Source organism: Streptomyces oceani (genome assembly GCF_001751245.1).
In the GTDB taxonomy this organism is placed as follows: domain Bacteria; phylum Actinomycetota; class Actinomycetes; order Streptomycetales; family Streptomycetaceae; genus Streptomyces; species Streptomyces oceani.
Genome location: NZ_LJGU01000122.1, coordinates 31,220 through 48,855 on the forward strand (window position 1 = coordinate 31,220; position 17,636 = coordinate 48,855).

At 72.1% G+C, this 17,636-nt stretch carries 19 protein-coding genes; 10 read left to right on the forward strand and 9 right to left on the reverse strand.

Annotation, left to right across the window (positions count from 1 at the left end; genetic code table 11):
* Nucleotides 1-23: 23 nt before the first annotated feature.
* Entirely contained in the window at nt 24-506 is a 483-nt protein-coding gene (locus AN216_RS12635) for a hypothetical protein (RefSeq protein WP_420855722.1), read from the reverse strand.
* Nucleotides 507-759: 253 nt separating this feature from the next.
* On the opposite strand from AN216_RS12635, the gene AN216_RS12640 reads away from it, so the two are divergent.
* A complete protein-coding gene (locus AN216_RS12640; RefSeq protein WP_420855723.1) occupies nt 760-1,584 on the forward strand; it encodes an SDR family oxidoreductase in 825 nt (274 codons plus the stop codon).
* The gene (locus AN216_RS12645) at nt 1,581-2,168 is read left to right on the forward strand and encodes a TetR/AcrR family transcriptional regulator (protein ID WP_070196767.1); all 588 of its coding nucleotides are present in this window, start codon (nt 1,581-1,583) and stop codon (nt 2,166-2,168) included. Before AN216_RS12640 ends, AN216_RS12645 begins: the two co-directional genes overlap by 4 nt.
* A gap of 93 nt (nt 2,169-2,261) precedes the next feature.
* Here the strand turns inward: AN216_RS12645 and AN216_RS12650 are convergent, their stop codons facing one another.
* From AN216_RS12650 to AN216_RS12665, 4 genes are all read right to left on the reverse strand, one after another.
* The gene (locus AN216_RS12650; RefSeq protein WP_070196768.1) at nt 2,262-3,476 is read right to left on the reverse strand and encodes an acyl-CoA dehydrogenase family protein; all 1,215 of its coding nucleotides are present in this window, start codon (nt 3,474-3,476) and stop codon (nt 2,262-2,264) included.
* Between the two features lie 5 nt (nt 3,477-3,481).
* The gene (locus AN216_RS12655) at nt 3,482-4,504 is read right to left on the reverse strand and encodes a phosphotransferase family protein (protein ID WP_070196769.1); all 1,023 of its coding nucleotides are present in this window, start codon (nt 4,502-4,504) and stop codon (nt 3,482-3,484) included.
* Between the two features lie 135 nt (nt 4,505-4,639).
* Complete coding sequence (locus AN216_RS12660) at nt 4,640-4,975, reverse strand: DUF202 domain-containing protein (protein WP_070196770.1); 336 nt, start codon at nt 4,973-4,975, stop codon at nt 4,640-4,642.
* The gene (locus AN216_RS12665; protein WP_070196771.1) at nt 4,972-5,370 is read right to left on the reverse strand and encodes a YidH family protein; all 399 of its coding nucleotides are present in this window, start codon (nt 5,368-5,370) and stop codon (nt 4,972-4,974) included. Before AN216_RS12665 ends, AN216_RS12660 begins: the two co-directional genes overlap by 4 nt.
* Nucleotides 5,371-5,583: 213 nt before the next feature.
* On the opposite strand from AN216_RS12665, the gene AN216_RS12670 reads away from it, so the two are divergent.
* Nucleotides 5,584-7,254 carry an FAD-binding dehydrogenase gene (locus AN216_RS12670; RefSeq protein ID WP_070196772.1) on the forward strand — a complete coding sequence of 557 codons (1,671 nt, stop codon included), beginning with the start codon at nt 5,584-5,586 and terminating at the stop codon, nt 7,252-7,254.
* Nucleotides 7,255-7,455: 201 nt separating this feature from the next.
* Nucleotides 7,456-8,367 carry a non-homologous end-joining DNA ligase gene (ligD, locus tag AN216_RS12675; RefSeq protein ID WP_070196773.1) on the forward strand — a complete coding sequence of 304 codons (912 nt, stop codon included), beginning with the start codon at nt 7,456-7,458 and terminating at the stop codon, nt 8,365-8,367.
* 63 nt (nt 8,368-8,430) lie between these two features.
* On the opposite strand, the gene AN216_RS12680 is transcribed toward ligD, so the two are convergent.
* Nucleotides 8,431-9,549 (reverse strand): NAD-dependent epimerase/dehydratase family protein, encoded by a 1,119-nt coding sequence (locus tag AN216_RS12680; RefSeq protein ID WP_079166529.1) that lies wholly within the window; start codon nt 9,547-9,549, stop codon nt 8,431-8,433.
* Between the two features lie 255 nt (nt 9,550-9,804).
* On the opposite strand from AN216_RS12680, the gene fdhA reads away from it, so the two are divergent.
* A complete protein-coding gene (gene fdhA / locus AN216_RS12685; RefSeq protein ID WP_070196774.1) occupies nt 9,805-11,031 on the forward strand; it encodes a formaldehyde dehydrogenase, glutathione-independent in 1,227 nt (408 codons plus the stop codon).
* Nucleotides 11,032-11,126: 95 nt separating this feature from the next.
* On the opposite strand, the gene AN216_RS12690 is transcribed toward fdhA, so the two are convergent.
* A complete protein-coding gene (locus tag AN216_RS12690) occupies nt 11,127-11,498 on the reverse strand; it encodes a DUF6479 family protein (protein WP_070196775.1) in 372 nt (123 codons plus the stop codon).
* Nucleotides 11,499-12,216: 718 nt separating this feature from the next.
* On the opposite strand from AN216_RS12690, the gene AN216_RS12695 reads away from it, so the two are divergent.
* A complete protein-coding gene (locus tag AN216_RS12695; RefSeq protein WP_139140913.1) occupies nt 12,217-12,768 on the forward strand; it encodes an SDR family NAD(P)-dependent oxidoreductase in 552 nt (183 codons plus the stop codon).
* A 106-nt stretch (nt 12,769-12,874) separates the two neighbouring features.
* Here the strand turns inward: AN216_RS12695 and AN216_RS12700 are convergent, their stop codons facing one another.
* Nucleotides 12,875-13,459 carry a DUF5709 domain-containing protein gene (locus AN216_RS12700; protein ID WP_070196777.1) on the reverse strand — a complete coding sequence of 195 codons (585 nt, stop codon included), beginning with the start codon at nt 13,457-13,459 and terminating at the stop codon, nt 12,875-12,877.
* 256 nt (nt 13,460-13,715) lie between these two features.
* Between AN216_RS12700 and AN216_RS12705 the strand changes: the two genes are divergently transcribed.
* From AN216_RS12705 to AN216_RS12720, 4 genes are all read left to right on the forward strand, one after another.
* Nucleotides 13,716-14,675: a TIGR03557 family F420-dependent LLM class oxidoreductase gene (locus AN216_RS12705; protein WP_070196800.1), complete on the forward strand. Its 960-nt coding sequence runs from the start codon at nt 13,716-13,718 to the stop codon at nt 14,673-14,675.
* Between the two features lie 155 nt (nt 14,676-14,830).
* Nucleotides 14,831-16,039, forward strand: coding sequence for an aromatic acid exporter family protein (locus AN216_RS12710; RefSeq protein WP_070196778.1), 1,209 nt, complete (start codon nt 14,831-14,833; stop codon nt 16,037-16,039).
* A 163-nt stretch (nt 16,040-16,202) separates the two neighbouring features.
* Entirely contained in the window at nt 16,203-16,562 is a 360-nt protein-coding gene (locus AN216_RS29700) for a hypothetical protein (protein WP_070196779.1), read from the forward strand.
* A 75-nt stretch (nt 16,563-16,637) separates the two neighbouring features.
* Nucleotides 16,638-17,024 carry a DUF2267 domain-containing protein gene (locus AN216_RS12720; protein ID WP_070196780.1) on the forward strand — a complete coding sequence of 129 codons (387 nt, stop codon included), beginning with the start codon at nt 16,638-16,640 and terminating at the stop codon, nt 17,022-17,024.
* A 54-nt stretch (nt 17,025-17,078) separates the two neighbouring features.
* Here the strand turns inward: AN216_RS12720 and AN216_RS12725 are convergent, their stop codons facing one another.
* Nucleotides 17,079-17,597, reverse strand: a complete 519-nt coding sequence (locus AN216_RS12725; protein ID WP_079166530.1) for a hydrogenase maturation protease — start codon at nt 17,595-17,597, stop codon at nt 17,079-17,081.
* Between the last annotated feature and the right edge of the window lie 39 nt (nt 17,598-17,636).

Genomic DNA, 17,636 nt, shown 5'->3' on the forward strand with positions numbered 1-17,636 from the left:
CCTGCCCGGCTATCGTCCCCCGACTATCCGGCAGCCGAGGCCATCCGGCGCCCTGGCAGCTGGCGGTAGTCCGGGGCGGCGGCGTTCTCCATGGCGGAGATCAGTCGGCGCAGCACGTCAGAGAGGCGGGTGTCCGGCGGAGCCGTCGGGTCGTCACACGGCAACAGGGAACGCCCGCCCCAGACGAGCCGATGCCAGCCGTCGACGTCGGTCGGCTGTCTGATGCCGAGCTGCTTCTCCCGTCGACGCCGATTCGCCACCTCGGCTTCGTAGGCCAGCCAGACCGAACGAGCCTCCTCCAGCTCCTCCAGCGCCACGACCAGTAGCGCGGGGTCCGGGTCCCGCTGGTCCGGTGGGATGCCCGCCCGGCTGCACAGGTGGTGCCAGGTCGCGCGATGGCCGTACGGGGCGAAACGCTCCAGGCACTTGCGCAGCGCTTGGCGGCGCTGGGCTGGGGTCCTCGTCTCATCACGCACCTGCTCGGCGAGTGCTCTGAAACCGGCCAATTATCCCACCTCCGGCGGAGAGAAGCCGACGCGTCGAGGATGTGACGTAGGAAAGGCCGCGTCGGCTCCCTCTTGGGGGTCGTTTCTTTTGCTGGGCAATCTGCCTCATACGGACAACGCGGCAACGGGGGCGGCCGTTCCCCGGTGGCGGACTCTTTTCCGGCGGCATACCGACCGGTTAGTCTGCCGGCTGCGCGCGCACGTCGGCCGTACGCAGGCGAGCGCGACCGTACGGACCGGAGAGGGGAGCGGCGTGGCGGAAGACGGAACGGCGACCGTGCCGGACCTGCGTGACTCGGGAGTCGTCATCACCGGCGCGGGCGACGGCATCGGCGCCGCGCTGGCGCGGCGTTTCGCGGCGGTCGGAGCCCGGGTCGTCGTCAACGACCTGGACGCCACGAAGGCGGCCGCGGTCGCCCACGAGATCGGCGGTATCTCGCTGCCGGGCGACGCCTCGACCATCGTGCCCGCGGCCCGGGACGCGTTGGACGGCCGAGTCGACACCTTCTGCGCCAACGCGGGCGTGGGCACCGAGGGCGGGCCCGAGGCCCCGGACGAGGCGTGGGACACCGCCTGGGAGCTGAACGTCAAGGCACACGTGCGGGCGGCCCGGGAACTCGTCCCGGACTGGCTGGCGCACGGCGGCGGCCGATTCGTCGCCACCGCCTCGGCGGCGGGACTGCTCACCATGGTCGGCTCCGCGCCCTACAGCGTGACCAAGCACGCCGCCGTCGCCTTCGCCGAATGGCTCTCGGTCACCTACCGGCACCGGGGCGTCCGCGTACACGCGGTCTGCCCGCAGGGGGTGCGTACGGACATGCTGCGCGCCGCCGGACACACCGGTGAGCTGGTGCTCGCGCCCACGGCCATCGAGCCGGCGGCGGTCGCCGACGCCGTGCTGGACGCCATCGCGGCCGATCGCTTCCTGGTGCTGCCGCACCCGGAGACGGCCGAGCAGTACGCCGCCCGCGCCGCCGAGCCGGATCGCTGGCTGACGGGCATGAACCGGCTCCAGCGGAAGGTCGAGCGCTCTGGAGTCGGATCGACCCCCGACGGGTCACCGGGAGTCCCGCGGTGACCGCCGGCGCCAACGACCAGCCGGTGCCCGGCCGGCTGCTCGCCGCCGCCACCCGGTTGTTCGCCGAGCGGGGCTACGACCGTACCTCCGTGCAGGACATCGTCGAGGCGGCCGGAGTCACCAAGGGTGCGCTCTACCACTACTTCGGTTCCAAGGACGATCTGCTGCACGAGATATACGCGCGCCTGCTGCGGCTGCAACAGGACCGGCTCGACGCCCTCGTCGACGCGCCCACTCCCGTGGAGCAGCGACTTCGGGAGGCCGCCGCGGACGTGGTCGTGACCACCATCGACAACCTCGACGACGCGATGATCTTCTTCCGTTCGATGCACCAGCTCAGCCCGGAGAAGCGGAAGCAGGTGCGGCTCGAGCGTCGCCGCTACCACGAGCGGTTCCGTGGGCTGGTCGAGGAGGGTCAGCGCGTCGGGGTGTTCAGTGGCGAGACGCCCGCGGACCTCGTGGTGGGTTACCACTTCGGCGCCGTACACCACCTCAGCAGCTGGTACCGGCCGGAAGGTCCGCTGGCGCCGCGGCAGGTCGCGGACCAGCTCGCGGGGATGCTGCTGCGCGCCCTACGGCCCTGAGCACCGGGCGGCGCCACGGCGCGGGCCGGCAACCACGGTGGGGGCGTACGAGCCGGGCCCGTCCCGCGGCGGGAGCGGACCCCGCACCAGGGCTCAGGCGTACTTCGCCAACTCCCGGCGGGCCAGCGAACGCTGGTGCACCTCGTCCGGCCCGTCCGCGAGCTGGAGCGTACGAGCCGCCGCCCACAGCTCGGCCAGCGGGAGGTCCTGGCTCACGCCGCCCGCGCCGTGCAATTGCACCGCGCGGTCCAGGACGTCCACCACGGCACGCGGCGTGGCGATCTTGATGGCCTGGATCTCCGTGTGCGCTCCACGGTTGCCGACGGTGTCCATCAGCCAGGCCGTCTTGAGCACCAGCAGCCGCAACTGCTCCACCCGCACCCGGGCGTCCGCGATCCACTCCCGCACCACACCCTGCGCGGCCAGCGGCTTCCCGAACGCCTCGCGGTCCACCGCCCGTCGGCACATCAGCTCGATGGCCCGCTCCGCCATCCCGATCAGCCGCATGCAGTGGTGGATGCGGCCCGGACCCAGCCGTGCCTGCGCGATGGCGAAGCCGCCGCCCTCCTCGCCGACAAGGTGACCGACGGGAACCCGCACCTCGTCCAGCGTCACCTCGGCGTGCCCGCCGTGCCAGTGATCCTCGTATCCGTAGACCCGCATCGCCCGACGGACCGTCAGGCCCGGCGTGTCCCGGGGGACCAGCACCATGGACTGCTGGCGCCGCACGTCGGCGCCGTCCGGATCGGTCTTGCCCAGCACGACGAAGATCCGGCAGTCCGGGTTCATCGCACCCGAGACGTACCACTTGCGGCCCGTGATGACGTACTCGTCGCCCTCCCGCCGGATACGGGTCCGCACGTTGGTGGCGTCCGAGGAAGCCACCTCCGGTTCGGTCATCGCGAACGCCGAACGGATCTCCCCGGCCAGCAGCGGCTCCAGCCACCTGCGGCGTTGCTCGGCGCTGCCGAACTCCGCCAGCAACTCCATGTTCCCGGTGTCCGGCGCCCCGCAGTTCAGCGCGGCCGGGGCCAACTGCGGGCTGTGCCCGGTCAGCTCGGCCAGCGGCGCGTACTGCAGGTTGGTCAGCCCGGCGCCGTACGCCCGGTCCGGCAGGAAGAGGTTCCACAGCCCCCGCTCCCACGCCTCCGCCTGCAACTCCCGGAGCACCGGCGGCGTACGGAACGGCGAGTCCGACTCGGCGCGCTGCGCCTCGGCGACCGGCTCCGCGGGCCGCACCTCCTCCTCCACGAAGGTCCGCAGGCGGTCCCGCAGTTCCTCGGTGCGCTCGTCGAACGCGAAGTCCATGCCGCTCAGCCCTCCCGTAGCGTGGCGAGTCCGTTGTCGATGAACGCGGGTACGACCGACCCGATCCGGTCGAAGCCCGAGCCGACGGTCTGCCCGAGCGTGGAGCGGTAGTGGATGCCCTCCAGGATCACCGCGAGCTTGAAGTAGGCGAACGCGGTGTACCAGTGGACGTCGGACACCTCCCGCCCGGAGCGTTCCGCGTACCGGGCCACCAGCTCGGCGGGTTCCGGATGCCCCGGCGCGTCCCGCGCCCCGGTGATCGGGGAGTTCGGCGCGTCGCGCTGCTCGCTGTACATCACCAGCAGCCCCAGGTCGGTCAGTGGGTCGCCCAGGGTGGACATCTCCCAGTCCAGCACCGCGGTGATCCGTCCCTCCGGGTCGGCCAGCACGTTGTCCAGTCGGAAGTCGCCGTGTACGACCGCGGGTCTCCCGGAGGTGGGCAGCGACCTGCCCAGTAGCGCGTGCAGTTCGTCCACCCCGGCCAGCTCCCGGTGTCGGGAGGCCGCCAGTTGCTTGCCCCACCTGCGCAGTTGTCGCTCCAGGAAGCCCTCCGGCCGCCCGAAGTCGCCCAGGCCGACCTCGTCGGGACGTACGGCGTGCAGCGCGACCAGGGTGTCCACGAGGCACTCGACCAGCGCCCGGGTGCGCTCCGGGCCGAGCGGCGCCAGCTCGGCGGCGGAGCGGTACGGCGTGCCCGGCATGTGCTCCATGACGTAGAACGGCGCTCCGAGCACCTCCTCGTCCTCGCACAGCAGCACCGTCTCCGGCACCGGTACGGCCGTCCCACCCAGCGCGCTGATCACCCGGAACTCGCGTGCCATGTCGTGTGCGGTGGCCAGCACATGCCCCAACGGCGGCCGGCGCAGCACCCATTGAGCGGCGCCGGCGGTCACCCGGTACGTCAGGTTCGACCGACCGCCCTCGATCACCTCGGCCCGCAGCGGGCCGTCGGCCAGGCCCGGGCGCGCCCGCTCGAGGTACGCGCCCAGCGCTCGTAGGTCGAGTCCGGGCGGGTTCTCCTGACTCATGGCGCGCCTTCCTGCTCCGAGACGTGGTTCGGTGGGCTTCCCCGATCATGCCGACTGGTCGGTATGACGTCCAGAGGTCGGCACGGAGAGCGTGACCACATGTCACACGCTTTCCTCTCGGCTCTCGGCGGCCGCTCACCACAGCAGCACGGCGCCGAGGACCGCCATGACCAGCGCGCACAGGACCGCCCCCGTCACGAACCGCCCCGCCGCGGCGCCGACCGGCCCCCCGACGCCGCCACCCGCCGTCGTCAGGGCGTGAATCCGGCGGTGCGCCACCACCAGGAATCCCAGCCAGGCCAAGGCGGTCAGCGCCGCCGCCATCCGGGCCGGCGGCGTGTTCCCGTCCACCAGCGCCGTACGCACCGCCAGGGCGGTGACCACCGTGTACGCCAGGGTCGTACGCCGCCACGACAGCCGGGTGCGTTCCCGTTGTGCCCCGTCCGCCTCCCCGTCGCGCCCGGCGGTCACGTGCCGGCCCGTCCCAGCACCACGGCCGCGACCACCAGCAGCGCCGCCACCGTGGTCGCCACCGCCAGCACCGCAGGGAACCGCGAGGCCGGCAGGTCCTCGCCGCGTCGCATGGCCCGTTCGCACCGGGTCCAGTGGTTCACCGCCCGCAGCGCGCACAACGCGCCGGCCACCAGCAACGCCAGCGCGATCGCCGTACGCACCCACCAGCGCATGTCCGTCAGGAACTGGTCCACCGCCATGCCGCCGGCGACCAGGGCGAGGGCGGTACGCACCCAGGCGAGGAAGGTGCGCTCGTTGGCGAGGGAGAAGCGGTAGTCGGGCGTGTGGCCCTCCTGCTGGAGCCGACCCGGCACGAACCACAACCGGAGGGTCGCCAGAAGCCGCTTGATCATGAATCGAGCCTATGTCCCTTCCCCCGTGGTCGCCCGGCGCGCCGACAGCACCTGGTACACGGGGTGCCATGTACGGACCGGACAGATTACTCTCCAGTCACTTGTCGTCTTCGAGGCTGCCTCGTCTCCCGGGGCGGTCACTCGTACCGTCCCGACGTCCGGCTCCGGAGGCGGCGCCCGTAGCCCGCACCCGGCAAGCTGGTGGAGGAAGCCATGGCATACGACGCCGACGTGATCGTGATCGGGGCCGGCCTCGCCGGGCTCACCGCCACCGCCGAACTCGTCGACGCCGGGCGTCGGGTCATCCTGCTGGACCAGGAGCCGGAAGGCTCGCTCGGCGGGCAGGCACACTGGTCCTTCGGCGGCCTGTTCCTGGTAGACACCCCGGAGCAGCGCCGGTTGCGGGTACGCGACAGCCAAGCGCTGGCCTGGCAGGACTGGTTGGGTACGGCCGCCTTCGATCGTGCCGAGGACCACTGGCCGCGCCGCTGGGCGGAGGCGTACGTCGACTTCGCGGCCGGCGAGAAGCGGTCCTGGCTACGCCAACAGGGCCTGCGACTCTTCCCCGTGGTCGGCTGGGCCGAGCGTGGCGGGTACGAGGCGACGGGCCACGGCAACTCCGTACCGCGCTTCCACATCACCTGGGGCACTGGCCCTGGTGTGGTCGAGCCGTTCGAGCGGCGGGTGCGCGAGGGAGTGCGGCGCGGGCTGGTCGAGCTGCGCTTCCGGCACCGGGTCACCGGCCTCGCGCGCGGTGGAAGCGGCGGTATCGGCGACAGCGTGGACACCGTGACCGGGCGGGTCCTGGTCCCCAGCGACGCCGAACGCGGTACCGCCAGCAGCCGGGAGAGCACGGGCACCTTCGAGCTGCGTGCCCAGGCCGTCATCGTCACCTCCGGTGGCATCGGCGGCAACCACGACCTCGTACGCGCCAACTGGCCCGAGCGGCTCGGCACTCCACCACGCCGGATGCTGTCCGGGGTGCCGGAGCACGTGGACGGGAAGCTGCTGGGCGTCGCCGAGTCCGCCGGCGGACGGATGATCAACCGGGACCGTATGTGGCACTACACCGAGGGCATCCAGAACTGGAGTCCGATCTGGGAGCGGCACGGCATCCGCATTCTGCCGGGGCCGTCCTCGCTCTGGCTGGACGCCACCGGCCGCAGGCTCCCGGTCCCGCTCTTCCCGGGCTTCGACACCCTCGGCACGCTCGATCACATCATGCGTACGGGACACGAGCACACCTGGTTCGTGCTGAGCCAGAAGATCATCGAGAAGGAGTTCACCCTCTCCGGCTCCGAGCAGAATCCCGACCTCACCGGCCGGTCCGTACGCGATCTGCTCGGCCGGCTCGGTTCCGGGGCACCAGGGCCGGTACGGGCGTTCCAGGAGCAGGGGGCCGACTTCGTCGTCGAACGGGAACTGCCCGCGCTGGTGCGGCGGATGAACGAGCTGGTGGGTCAGGACCTGATCAGCGAGCCGGAACTGCGTCGTGAGATCGCCGCCCGGGACCGCGAGATCGCGAATCCGTTCAGCAAGGACCTCCAGGTCACGGCCATTCACGGGGCGCGGAGGTTCCTCGGGGACAAGCTCATCCGGGTGGCCTCGCCGCACCGCATCCTCGACCCGCGGTCCGGGCCGCTGATCGCCGTACGGCTCAGCATCCTCACCCGCAAGACGCTCGGTGGCCTGGAGACCGACCTGGAGGGACGCGTGCTGACCGAGGGCGGAGAACCGCTGTCCGGCCTGTACGCGGCGGGCGAGGCCGCCGGATTCGGCGGCGGTGGCATGCACGGCTATCGCTCGCTGGAGGGCACCTTCCTCGGCGGCTGCCTCTTCTCCGGACGTACGGCCGGACGCTCGGCGGCCCGGGCGGTCGGCTGACCGGGCCGCACGCCCTACGGGGGCACGCTCGCTGTCGGGCCGTTCGCGGGGCCGTTCGCGGGGTTCGTCTCCGGACCGTTTTCCGGGGCCGCGCGGAGGTACTCGGCACGCGGGGATCGCGAGCACCGCGATCCCCGCGTCGTGACCGGGGAAGGTGAGGACTGTGCCCAGCGGGTCCAGCCGTAAGGGACGGGCGGACCGGTGACCGGCGGCACGGAGATCCGGGCCGGCAGCCACGGGTTCCGGCTCAATCGGCCCGAGAAGGTCCTCTTCCCGGACGACGGGTTCACGAAGCGGGACGTGGTCGAGTACTACCGGGCGGTCGCCCCCCGGATCGTCCCGCAACTGCGCGGCCGGCCGCTGATGATGCTGCGACACCCGGACGGCATCGAGCGGCCCGGTGTCGTACAGAAGAACGTCCCCGACCACTTCCCGGACTGGATCCGACGCGAGCGGCTGCCCAAGGAAGGCGGCTCGGTGCTCCATCCGGTCTGCGACGACACCGCCACCCTGCTCTATCTCGCGGGGCAGGCATGCCTGACCCCGCACCGATGGCTGGCGCGTGCCGACCATCCCGATCACCCGGATCGTCTGGTCTTCGACCTCGACCCCTCCGGGGGTACCGGTTTCGCCGACGTACGCTGGGCCGCGCGGCGGGTGTGCGCGCTGTTGGAGGAGGAACTCCGGCTGCCGGTGGCGCTGATGACAACCGGCTCCAGCGGCCTGCACGTGGTGGTACCGCTGGACGGCCGGACGCCGTTCGACGAGGTGCGCGGCTTCGCCGGCGACGCCGCCCGGCTGCTCGTGGCGCGGCATCCGGAGCGGCTGACGGTCGAACCCCGGAAGGCCGACCGTGGCCGGCGGACCTACCTCGACGTGCAGCGCAACGCGTACGCGCAGACGGCCGTGACCCCGTACGCCCTGCGGGCGCTGCCGGGCGCCCCGGTGGCGATGCCACTGTGGCGCGGCGAACTCGACGGCCCGGACCTGGACCCGCGGGGGTGGACTCTCACCTCCGCGCCGGACCGGGCGCGGGAGGACCCGTGGGCCGGCATGCCGCGCGGCCGGGCGCTGGGACCGGCCCGGCGGCGGCTCGCGACGGTCGAGGAGTGAGGTACGGCCCCCGCCGGCGGGCGACGAACTGCCGGTCAGGCCGCCGAAACCGCCGAAACCCGGTCAGGGACGTGCGGCCAGCGGCGGCGTCTCCATGCCCTCCCTCCCGCGCACTCCGGTGAGGAACTCCTGCACGGCCTCGGTCGCCCGATGCCGCGGACGCCAGTCGAGCTCCTCCCGGGCACGGGCGCTGTCCAGCAGCGGCATGTGCAGCGCCGCGTCGAACAGTTGCGGTGACGCCGGCAACAGGCGCGCGTGCCAAGCGGCGCTCAGACCCGGCCGTACGACACTCGCGGGCACCCGCATGGTGCGTACGCCCAGGAGTTCCGCCAGCACCCCGGCGTCCAGCACCGGATCGGTGGCGAGGTTGAACGCCCCCCGGACGGGGCTGGTGACGGCCAGCCGCACGCCGTCGGCGGCGTCCGCGGTGTGCAGCGCCTGGAGGCGCATGCCCGGCAGCTCGGGGAGCACCGGCAACCGTTCCGGCTGGAACCAGGCGCGCGGCAGCAACTGCCCCGCGAAGATACGCCGTTGCTCGGAGGCCGCCTCCCGCTTGAAGAGGAATCCCGGCCGCACGCGCACCATGCGGACCCAGGGGAACCGCCGCTCGTAGGTGTCCAGGTAGCGCTCCAGATACGCCTTCTCCCGGCAGTAGGCGGCCGCCGGCCAGCCGTGCGTGGGCCAGGACTCGTCCACGGCGCGGTCCTTGGGGCCGGGGGAGTAGGCGCCGACGGAGGACACGTAGACGACGGCGGGAGTCTGGGCCTCGGCTGCGGCCTCGAAGACGCGGATGCTGCCGAGCACGTTGGTCTCCCAGGTCACCTCGGGGTGCCGGGTGGGCTGGAACATCCAGGCGAGCGGGACGATGACGTCGACACTGCGGAACAGCTCGGCCAGTTGCGGCTCCGTTCGGATGTCGGCCCGTACCCAGGTCGTTCGTGGCGGCGACCACGTCGGCGTACGCCGGGCCAGGCCGATCACCCGGCCGATCCGTGGGTCCGTCGACAGGGCCGCCACCACGCTGGTGCCGAGGTTCCCGCTGGCGCCCACGACCGCGACAGTCAAGCCGTCGGCCACTCCCGTACGCGGCCCGGCCGCGACGATCTCCGCGACGTTCGCGACGTGGCCCCAGCCGGCGCCGTGCGGGTCGGCTGCCGGCCGGGTGTTCTTGCTGTCCTCCATGCGGCCACCTCTTCGGTCCGGCCCCGGATCTGTGTCTGCCTGCCGTCCCTCGCCCGGGGCGAGGGACGGCCGTGGGCGGGTACCCCGGCGGACGCCGGCCTAACGGCGTGTGGGCGCGGTCGTACGGGTGACCCGAGGGGCCTAGGCCCCCGGCGTCCGCGTGGTCGGGCGTGGTCGGGCGCTGAGTGGCCCAGGTCGTGGGCACGGCGCAGAATTCTCCGGGGGGCTGTCCTGATTCGTCCGGAGGTGGCAGTCATGAGTGGAAACCGAGCGGTGGCCTACATCGAACCAGGCGTCGTCGAGGTGCAGACGATCGACTACCCCGATCTGGTGCTGCACGACGGGCCGGGTGTCCATCCGCAGAACGCCGGCCGCCAATGCCGACACGGCGTGATCCTCAAGGTGCTGGCGACCAACATCTGCGGTAGCGACCAGCACATGGTGCGCGGACGCACGACGGCTCCGCAGGATCTCGTACTCGGGCACGAGATCACCGGTGAGGTGGTGGAGAAGGGCCCGGACGTCGAGTTCACCGAGGTGGGGGACGTCGTCTCGGTGCCCTTCAACATCGCCTGCGGCCGTTGCCGCAACTGCAAGGAACGCAAGACCGGCATCTGCCTCAACGTCAATCCCGTACGTCCCGGCTCAGCCTACGGTTACGTCGACATGGGCGGCTGGGTCGGCGGCCAGGCGGAGTACGTCATGGTGCCCTACGCCGACTGGAACCTGCTGCGCTTCACCGATCGGGACCGGGCCCGGGAGAAGCTCCTGGACCTGACGATGCTCTCGGACATCTTCCCCACCGGCTTCCACGGGGCGGTCAGCGCGGGCGCCGGCGTGGGTAGCACCGTCTACGTCGCCGGCGCGGGACCGGTCGGTCTGGCCGCCGCCGCGTCCGCGCAGCTGCTGGGCGCCGCCGTCGTCATCGTCGGCGACCTCAATCCGGAGCGGCTCGCCCAGGCCCGCAGCTTCGGCTGCGAGACCATCGACCTGACCCAGGACCCTCCGCAGGCGCAGATCGAGGCCCTGCTCGGCGAGCCCGAGGTGGACGCGGCGGTGGACGCGGTCGGCTTCGAGGCTCGGGCACACGGCCCGGACGCCGGCGAGGCGCCCGCCACGGTCCTCAACACCCTGATGGAGGTGGCCAGGGCGGGTGCCGGCATCGGCATCCCCGGGCTGTACGTCACCGAGGACCCCGGCGGCGTGGACAACGACGCCCGCACCGGGGCGCTCAAGATGCGCTTCGGGCTGGGCTGGGCGAAGAGCCACTACTTCATCACCGGCCAGTGCCCCGTGATGCGGTACCACCGGGAACTGTCGCAGGCGATCATGCACGACCGCGTGCAGATCGCCAAGGCGGTCAACGCCACCGTCATCTCGCTGGAGGACGCGCCGCGCGGCTACGCCGAGTTCGACCAGGGCGCCAGCCGGAAGTACGTCCTCAACCCGCACGGGGCGCTGGACGGCGTCACCGCCATCTGACCGACGCAACCCCGCACGCACATGGCCGGGGTTCGCGCCGGAATCGGCGCGAACCCCGGCCATGTGCGTGCGCGTCGTGCGCGGAGTCGCCGGGTCTAACGATGTCGCCCGCCGGGGCCACCACTGCCGAAGGAACCGCTGCCGCCCTCGTTCCACCTCGGCGGCTCCGCCTCGGTGCCGCCGGACTCCGTCCCCGTGTTGCCGTGGTCCTTGAGTTCGTGCGGCAGTCGGCGCTTTCCGTCATGCGGCATCTCCGCCGGGGCGCGGACCTCCGGGTCGTAGTCCTCGGGGTGATGCTCATGGGGCGGCGCGGCCTGGGATGCGCGTGCGTCACCACGCTGGCGAAGACGCATGCCGTAGGCCACCGCCAGGATCAGCGCGGCGACGATCACCAGTCCGAGGATGAGCGGCGCGAGGCCCACGAGGAAGTCGCGGGCGACGGCGAGCGGAATCTGCACGGTATCCATGACGGATATATCCCCTGTGATCGGATGGACAGTCGACTCTTATGAAAGTATTTGCCGTATTTGCCCTTATCGACGGAGGCGCGCAAGCGTGGGCGGCTCGGTGCTGCGCTCTCGCTGGTCGCTCCTCGTACGAGTCGGTCTCGGGGTGCCCGCGAGCGGCTCGTCCCGCCGCCCGCGCGAAGCCGGCGGGCTCCTGCAGGACGGGTGCCGTGCATGACGGGTTTCATGCGTATCGCTGTCCTTCCGGGGCCGGACCGACGAGGCTTCGCCGCGCCGGCGACCGCCGGTGGCGTCAGGGGCCACTCTGGCGGGCACGTGGCGCCGTGAGGTTGTCGGGGCATCCCGACGCGGCCACGCCCTGAGAGAACCCCTGTACCGTATATGGCGAAGCCTCCGGCCGTACGACCTGCGCGTCCTGAAAGAGAGCGCGGGGGAACACGGGGGTTCTCGAACTTGTCGATCCAGCTCTGTGGGATGTGACTCTCGAGACCCCACTCGGTCACGGAGTTGTCGAAGTCCGTCCGTCCTTCCAACCCGTGCGTCATCCAGAAGCCCTCCTTTTCGAAGGAGGGCGTTCAGACGTTCGTCGAGGTCGCCCAAGGTCCGCAGGAAGGCGTTGGAGAAGATCAGCAGGGATTCCCCCACCTTGTGGCTGGCTCGCTGCTTGTCCGTGGGTTGGTCCACGCAGACGACGGAGCCCGCACCGCGTGTGGTGACGGTGAGCAGTGAGCAGCATCGAGTCTCCCGCCTGGACCTGGACCGTGAGCCGTACCTGCCGCGGAGCCGACGGGCCGGGGACTCCCTGGGGGTTTACGGACGCTCGAAGCAGGCCAACGTCTACCTCGCCGCTGAACTCCAGCGGCTTGTCCAGATCGCGGGGTCGACGCTGCGCAGCGTGGTGGCGGTCCCCGGCCTCACCGGCACCGGCGTGCTCAGCCGTGGCGCCAACGCCGACCGGGGCCATACGTGGACGATGCTCGCCAGCCTGGTGCACCTGGTGGCCAAGCGGGTGGCGCAGGGGGCCTGGCCTCTGCCGTACGCGGTGACCGACGAGAGCCTGCCCGGTGACGCCCACATCGTCCCCTCCGGGCCCCTGCAAGGTTTCGGCCGACCCGTACCCCGAGACGCTGGTCGTACGGCTCGGGATCGTGGGGCGGCGCGACGGCTGTGGGAGCTGTCCGAGCGGCTCACCGGCGTCCACCACGGCGAGTTGGCCGGCCCACCACCGGTACCGGAAGCCGATGAGGCCCCGACGTTCTCGCTGCGGTGACCGGGGCCTTCCACCGCGCCCCGGCGCCGCGGCTGTGCGCGTCCGCGCGTGTGGGGCGCGTCGACGCCGCGGGGTACGAGATGCCCCGGGGAGGCAGGGCCGCTCGTCAGCTCCCCGGTGGTTCGCCGCCCTCCTCGGCCTCCGCAGGCTCCTCGGACTCCGAGACCACGTGCACGGCGGCCTCCTCGGCGGAGGCGGCGCCGCCGTCGATACCGACGTCCGTGCCGACGGTGTCCTTCTCCCGGTCCGGGTGCGTGCCCTCGTCCGGCGCCAGCAGTCGGCCAGCACGGCGGCCCGCCGCCTCGGTGTCGTGGCCGAGTTCGTCCACGGTCCCGGCCCGCTCGTCCCCCGCCCACTCGGCGCTGCCGACCTCCGCCGGGTCCTCCTGGTCGATCCGCTGGCCGGAACCTGCCTCGCCGCCCCGCCCCTCGGACCCGGTGACGACCTCCGCGGGCGCGTCGCTCTCCCGGGCCAGTCGCTCGTCCAGCGGCTCCCGTTCCCGCTGCTCCTCGGCCGTCGTGCCGTGGGTCTCCGCCGCCAGTGGCTTCTCCGGCGGCGAGTACCCCTCATCGAGCGCGCTGTCGACGCCGCGGTCGATGAGCGTGTCCTCCGGTTCCAGCACGCCGGCGTCCTCCCGCACCTCGGACGCGTCGTCATCGGGTTGGTAGACCTCGTCGCCCATGTCGCTCATCGGTCCGCTCCTTGCCGAGTCCCGCTGCTCGTGCTGCTGGTGCCTGGAACGTACGGGTCACCGGCGACGGGGACCCGCAAACGGTGCGGGCGGGGCCGTACCGCGGAGGGTCGTGCGGGGCGGCCACGCGTACGTGGACCAGGCGGGACGGACGCCGCGCGGTTGGTTTCCAACCCCCCAACCGCGGGATACCCGCAGGCGCATGGAGACACCGAGCCCGCCCCTACCGGACAGCACCGCGAGCACCCCGAACGCGATGTCCTGCGGCTACTTCCTCGCCAGCGAGGACCACGGCCCCAGAGCGCTGGTGGAACAGGCCCGGATGGCCGAGCAGGCGGGCTTCACCTCACTGTGGATCTCCGACCACTTCCACCCGTGGACCACCGAGCAGGGTCACGCGCCCTTCGTCTGGTCGGTGATCGGGGCGCTCGCGGAGGCCACCTCGTTGCCCGTGGAGACCGCGGTCACCTGCCCCACCGTTCGTACCCACCCGGCAGTCATCGCCCATGCCGCCGCCACCTCGGCCGTCACCCTCGGCGAGGGGCGCTTCCGGCTCGGACTCGGCAGCGGTGAGGCGCTGAACGAGCACATCCTGGGGACGACCTGGCCGCAGGCGCCCGTACGGTTGGCGATGCTCGAGGAGGCCGTCACGGTGCTCCGACAGTTGCTGTCGGGTGAGGAGACGAGCCATACGGGCCGGCACTACACGCTGGAGAACGCCCGACTGTACGACGTGCCCGACACTTTCGTGCCCCTGGACATCTCCGGCTTCGGTCCCGCCTCCGTGGAACTCGCCGGACGCGTCGGCGACGGATTCATCACGATGGCCCCGGACGAGGAGAGCGTGGCCCGCTTCCGACGCAGTGGCGGCGGCCAACAACGCGTCGGTGGTGGCATGAAGGTCTGCTACGACACCGACCAGGAAGCCGCGATCCGCACGGTACACCGGCGCTGGCCCAACATGTTCCTGCCAGGCGAGCTGTCGCAGGTGCTGCCGACTCCCGCGCACTTCGAACAGGCCGCTGGGTTGGTGACCGAGCAGCACGTGCGGGACGGGCCGGTGGTGTGTGGCGCCGACCCCGAGGAACACCTGCGCGCGATACACGCCTACCGGGACGCGGGCTTCGACGCCGTGCACATCAACCAGATCGGGCCCGACCTGCGTGGCTTCTTCGACTTCTACCGCACCAAGGTGCTGCCGCACTGCGGGGGTTGACCACCGACCTGGCCGACCGGTAGTGGCCCGCCGGCGTACCCGCAGGGGACCTCGCCGACCGTGCGCGGACGAGAATCCGTCAGCGCGCCGATTCTGACGAACGCTCGTCCACCTCGCGACGTGAGCACCACGGTGAAGGGAGGTCTCCGGCACTGATGGCGAGCAACGACGCGATCCCGGAACCGGTCGGTGGAGCGCGCGCACGCTGGCGGTCGCTCGTCCACGCCCCGCGGCGGGCACGGGGCAGCCTCCGCCGGGCTCGGCAGCACTCCGGCCCGGACCGCGACCTGCTGTTGCTCCTGCTCAAGAGCGCCCTCGCCGGAAGCCTCGTCTGGGCACTCGCCGAACTGCTCATCGCCTCGGCACAACCGGCCTACGCCCGCTACATGGCGCTGCTGGCCATGCAGTCCAACGCCTACCAGTCGCTGGTGCACTCGTTGCGACTCGTCATCGCGGTGCTGCTCGGTGTCGTCGCGGCCGGGGTGGTAGCGCCGGCCGCGGGCACGCTCCTGCCGGCCTTCGTCGTCATGCTGCTCGTCGTCCTGGTCATCGGGCGTTGGCGACGGCTCGGCCCCGAGGGCGTGCAGGTGTCGGTCGTGGCCGTGTTCTCGTACGACGCGTTGTCCGGCGCGCCGCTGGTCATGGTCTGGGAGATCGTGTCCATGGTGCTCCTCGGTGCCGGCGTGGGCCTGACGATCAGCCTCCTCGTGATGCCACCGCTGCGGTACCGCACCGCCGAGCAGGGCGCCGACGGACTGTCGTGGGCCTTCGGCGGGCTCCTCACGGACATCGCGGACGGCCTGCGGGAGGGAGTGCCCGAGCGGGACACCCTCATCGACTGGCTGGGCCGGGCACGACAGCTCGACCACTCGGTGCAGAACGCGCGCCAGGCGGTCGAATCGGGGGACGAGAGCGTCGTGTACAACGTCCGGCGGTTGCTCAGCCGCCGTCACCCGACCAGCTTCGCGGGTTACCGCGGCTTCGTCGATACTCTCGGCAGATCCGCTGAGCAGCTGCGCAGCATCTGTTACGGCTTGCTGCGCACCGTCGAGGAGCAGGACGGGGAACCACCGGACGACCGGGTCCTGCGGGCCTTCGCCGAGCTCCTGGACGAGTTGGTCGAGGCGGTGTGCCAGCTCGGTGCCGCGGAGGGCACCGAGGAGCAGGACCCCGGCGCGCTGACCAGCGCGCTGCGTCGAGCCCGCGAGCGACAGCGGGAACTCGCCGGCATGTTGGAGGGCGCCTCCGCCTGGCGTGAGCAGTCGGTGTTGTACGTCGACGCCGACCGACTGATCAACGAGCTGGCCCGCGGCCACGACTACGGCGCCCTCCACCCGCCGCTGCCCGAGGACCGTTCCACCTGAGCCGCACCCGCGCCCTCCGGGCAGGCCCGTCGTTCCACCGCGTTGTTTACCCGCGAGGTGGCGGGAACCCGGCCCGTACGGAGGTCGGGCGGCCGAGGGACAACGCCCGCCCCATGGGGGCGCGCCGCTCGTACGCAAGCTGACCCGTACAGGAGGCGAGCCGATGTCCGACGAGGAGACCACACCACAGGAGCAGCCCGAACGCCGAGGATCGCGGGATCGTCGGGATCCCGGCGGCGACGCGCGGCGCCCGGACGACGAGGCTCTGGCGGAGCGCGTGGAGTCCGAGCGAGCCGCCGCCGGCGTGACCGACTACGCCCGCGAGGACGTGCCCGAGGCCGAGGACACCGAGGGTGTCGAGGACACCCCGACCCGCTCCGGGGTGGCGGACACCGCCGCGCACCGCGAAGCGGACGCCGAGGTGCGGCGCCAGGCGCGCTCCGGGAAACTCGACACGGGTGACGACACGCCACCCGACGCGGAGCGCTCGCCCTATCCGCCCACCCGCTACGGGGAGCGGTGACGGAGTTACCCGAGTGCCCGCCGACCGGCTGACCGATCCGGGGCCCGCCACGCACGAGCGGAAAGCGAGAAGGACATGGAACACGACGCCTTCCTGGCAGCCGTACGGGAGCGCGGAGCGTACGACCAGGACGAGGCGCGCAGCGCCACCGTAGGAGTGCTCGCCATGCTGGGACGGCGGCTGCCGCCGGAGTCGGCCGAGCATCTGGCCGACCAACTGCCGGGCAGCCTGGGCGAGATCCTGGGGGATGCCCAGGCCCGGTCGGAGACCTGGGGCGTGCAGGAGTTCCTCGCCCGAATCGCCCAAGCCACCGGGGTGGACGAGACCTCCGCGGAGGAGGAGGCACGCGCCGTGCTGAGCACGGTCGGGGAGACGGTCAGTGGCGGCGAGTTGAACAAGGTGCTCGGTCGGCTGCCCGCCGGTTACGCCGCCCTTTTCGGCCATCCGGAACTGGCCGGCTGACGCGGGCTGACCGTCCGGCCCGGGGCGTACGCCGTCCGCCCGCCAGCTCGCCCCTCACGGAAGGGCGGCTGCCGGGCCAGCGTCCACGGTGTCGTCCAGCAGGAGGGCGACCATTTCGTCGACCGCGACCAGGGCGGGCTCGACGGCGTCCGCCACCACCTCGGACAGGCCCATGCCCTCATCGAGCTCGGCGGGCTCGCAACCGAGGACCAGGACCCTGTCCACCGGGCGGTCGATGCCGTGCACCGCGGCGAGCCCGTCCAGCGTCGCCAGCACGGTGGCCGGGTCCATGCCGTGCCCGTCCAGTCCGGCGCCTGGACCGGTGCCCTCCAGGTCGTGTTCCAGCCGGTACAGCGTGCCGGGAGCGCCGTCCCGGTGCACCGTGTCGACCAGCAGCAGGCCGGCGCAGCCGTCCAACAGCCGGTAGGCGAGATGCATCCCGCGAATGCCGACATCCAGCACCGCCGCCTCATCGGGCAGCCCGCCGCGCCTCATGAGGCGACGGGCCACCTCGACACCGAATCCGTCGTCCCGCAGGAAGACGTTTCCGATCCCCGCGACCAGCACGCTCACCGGCGAGCCCCTTCCCGTGCCCCGCGTGAACGTGTCCCG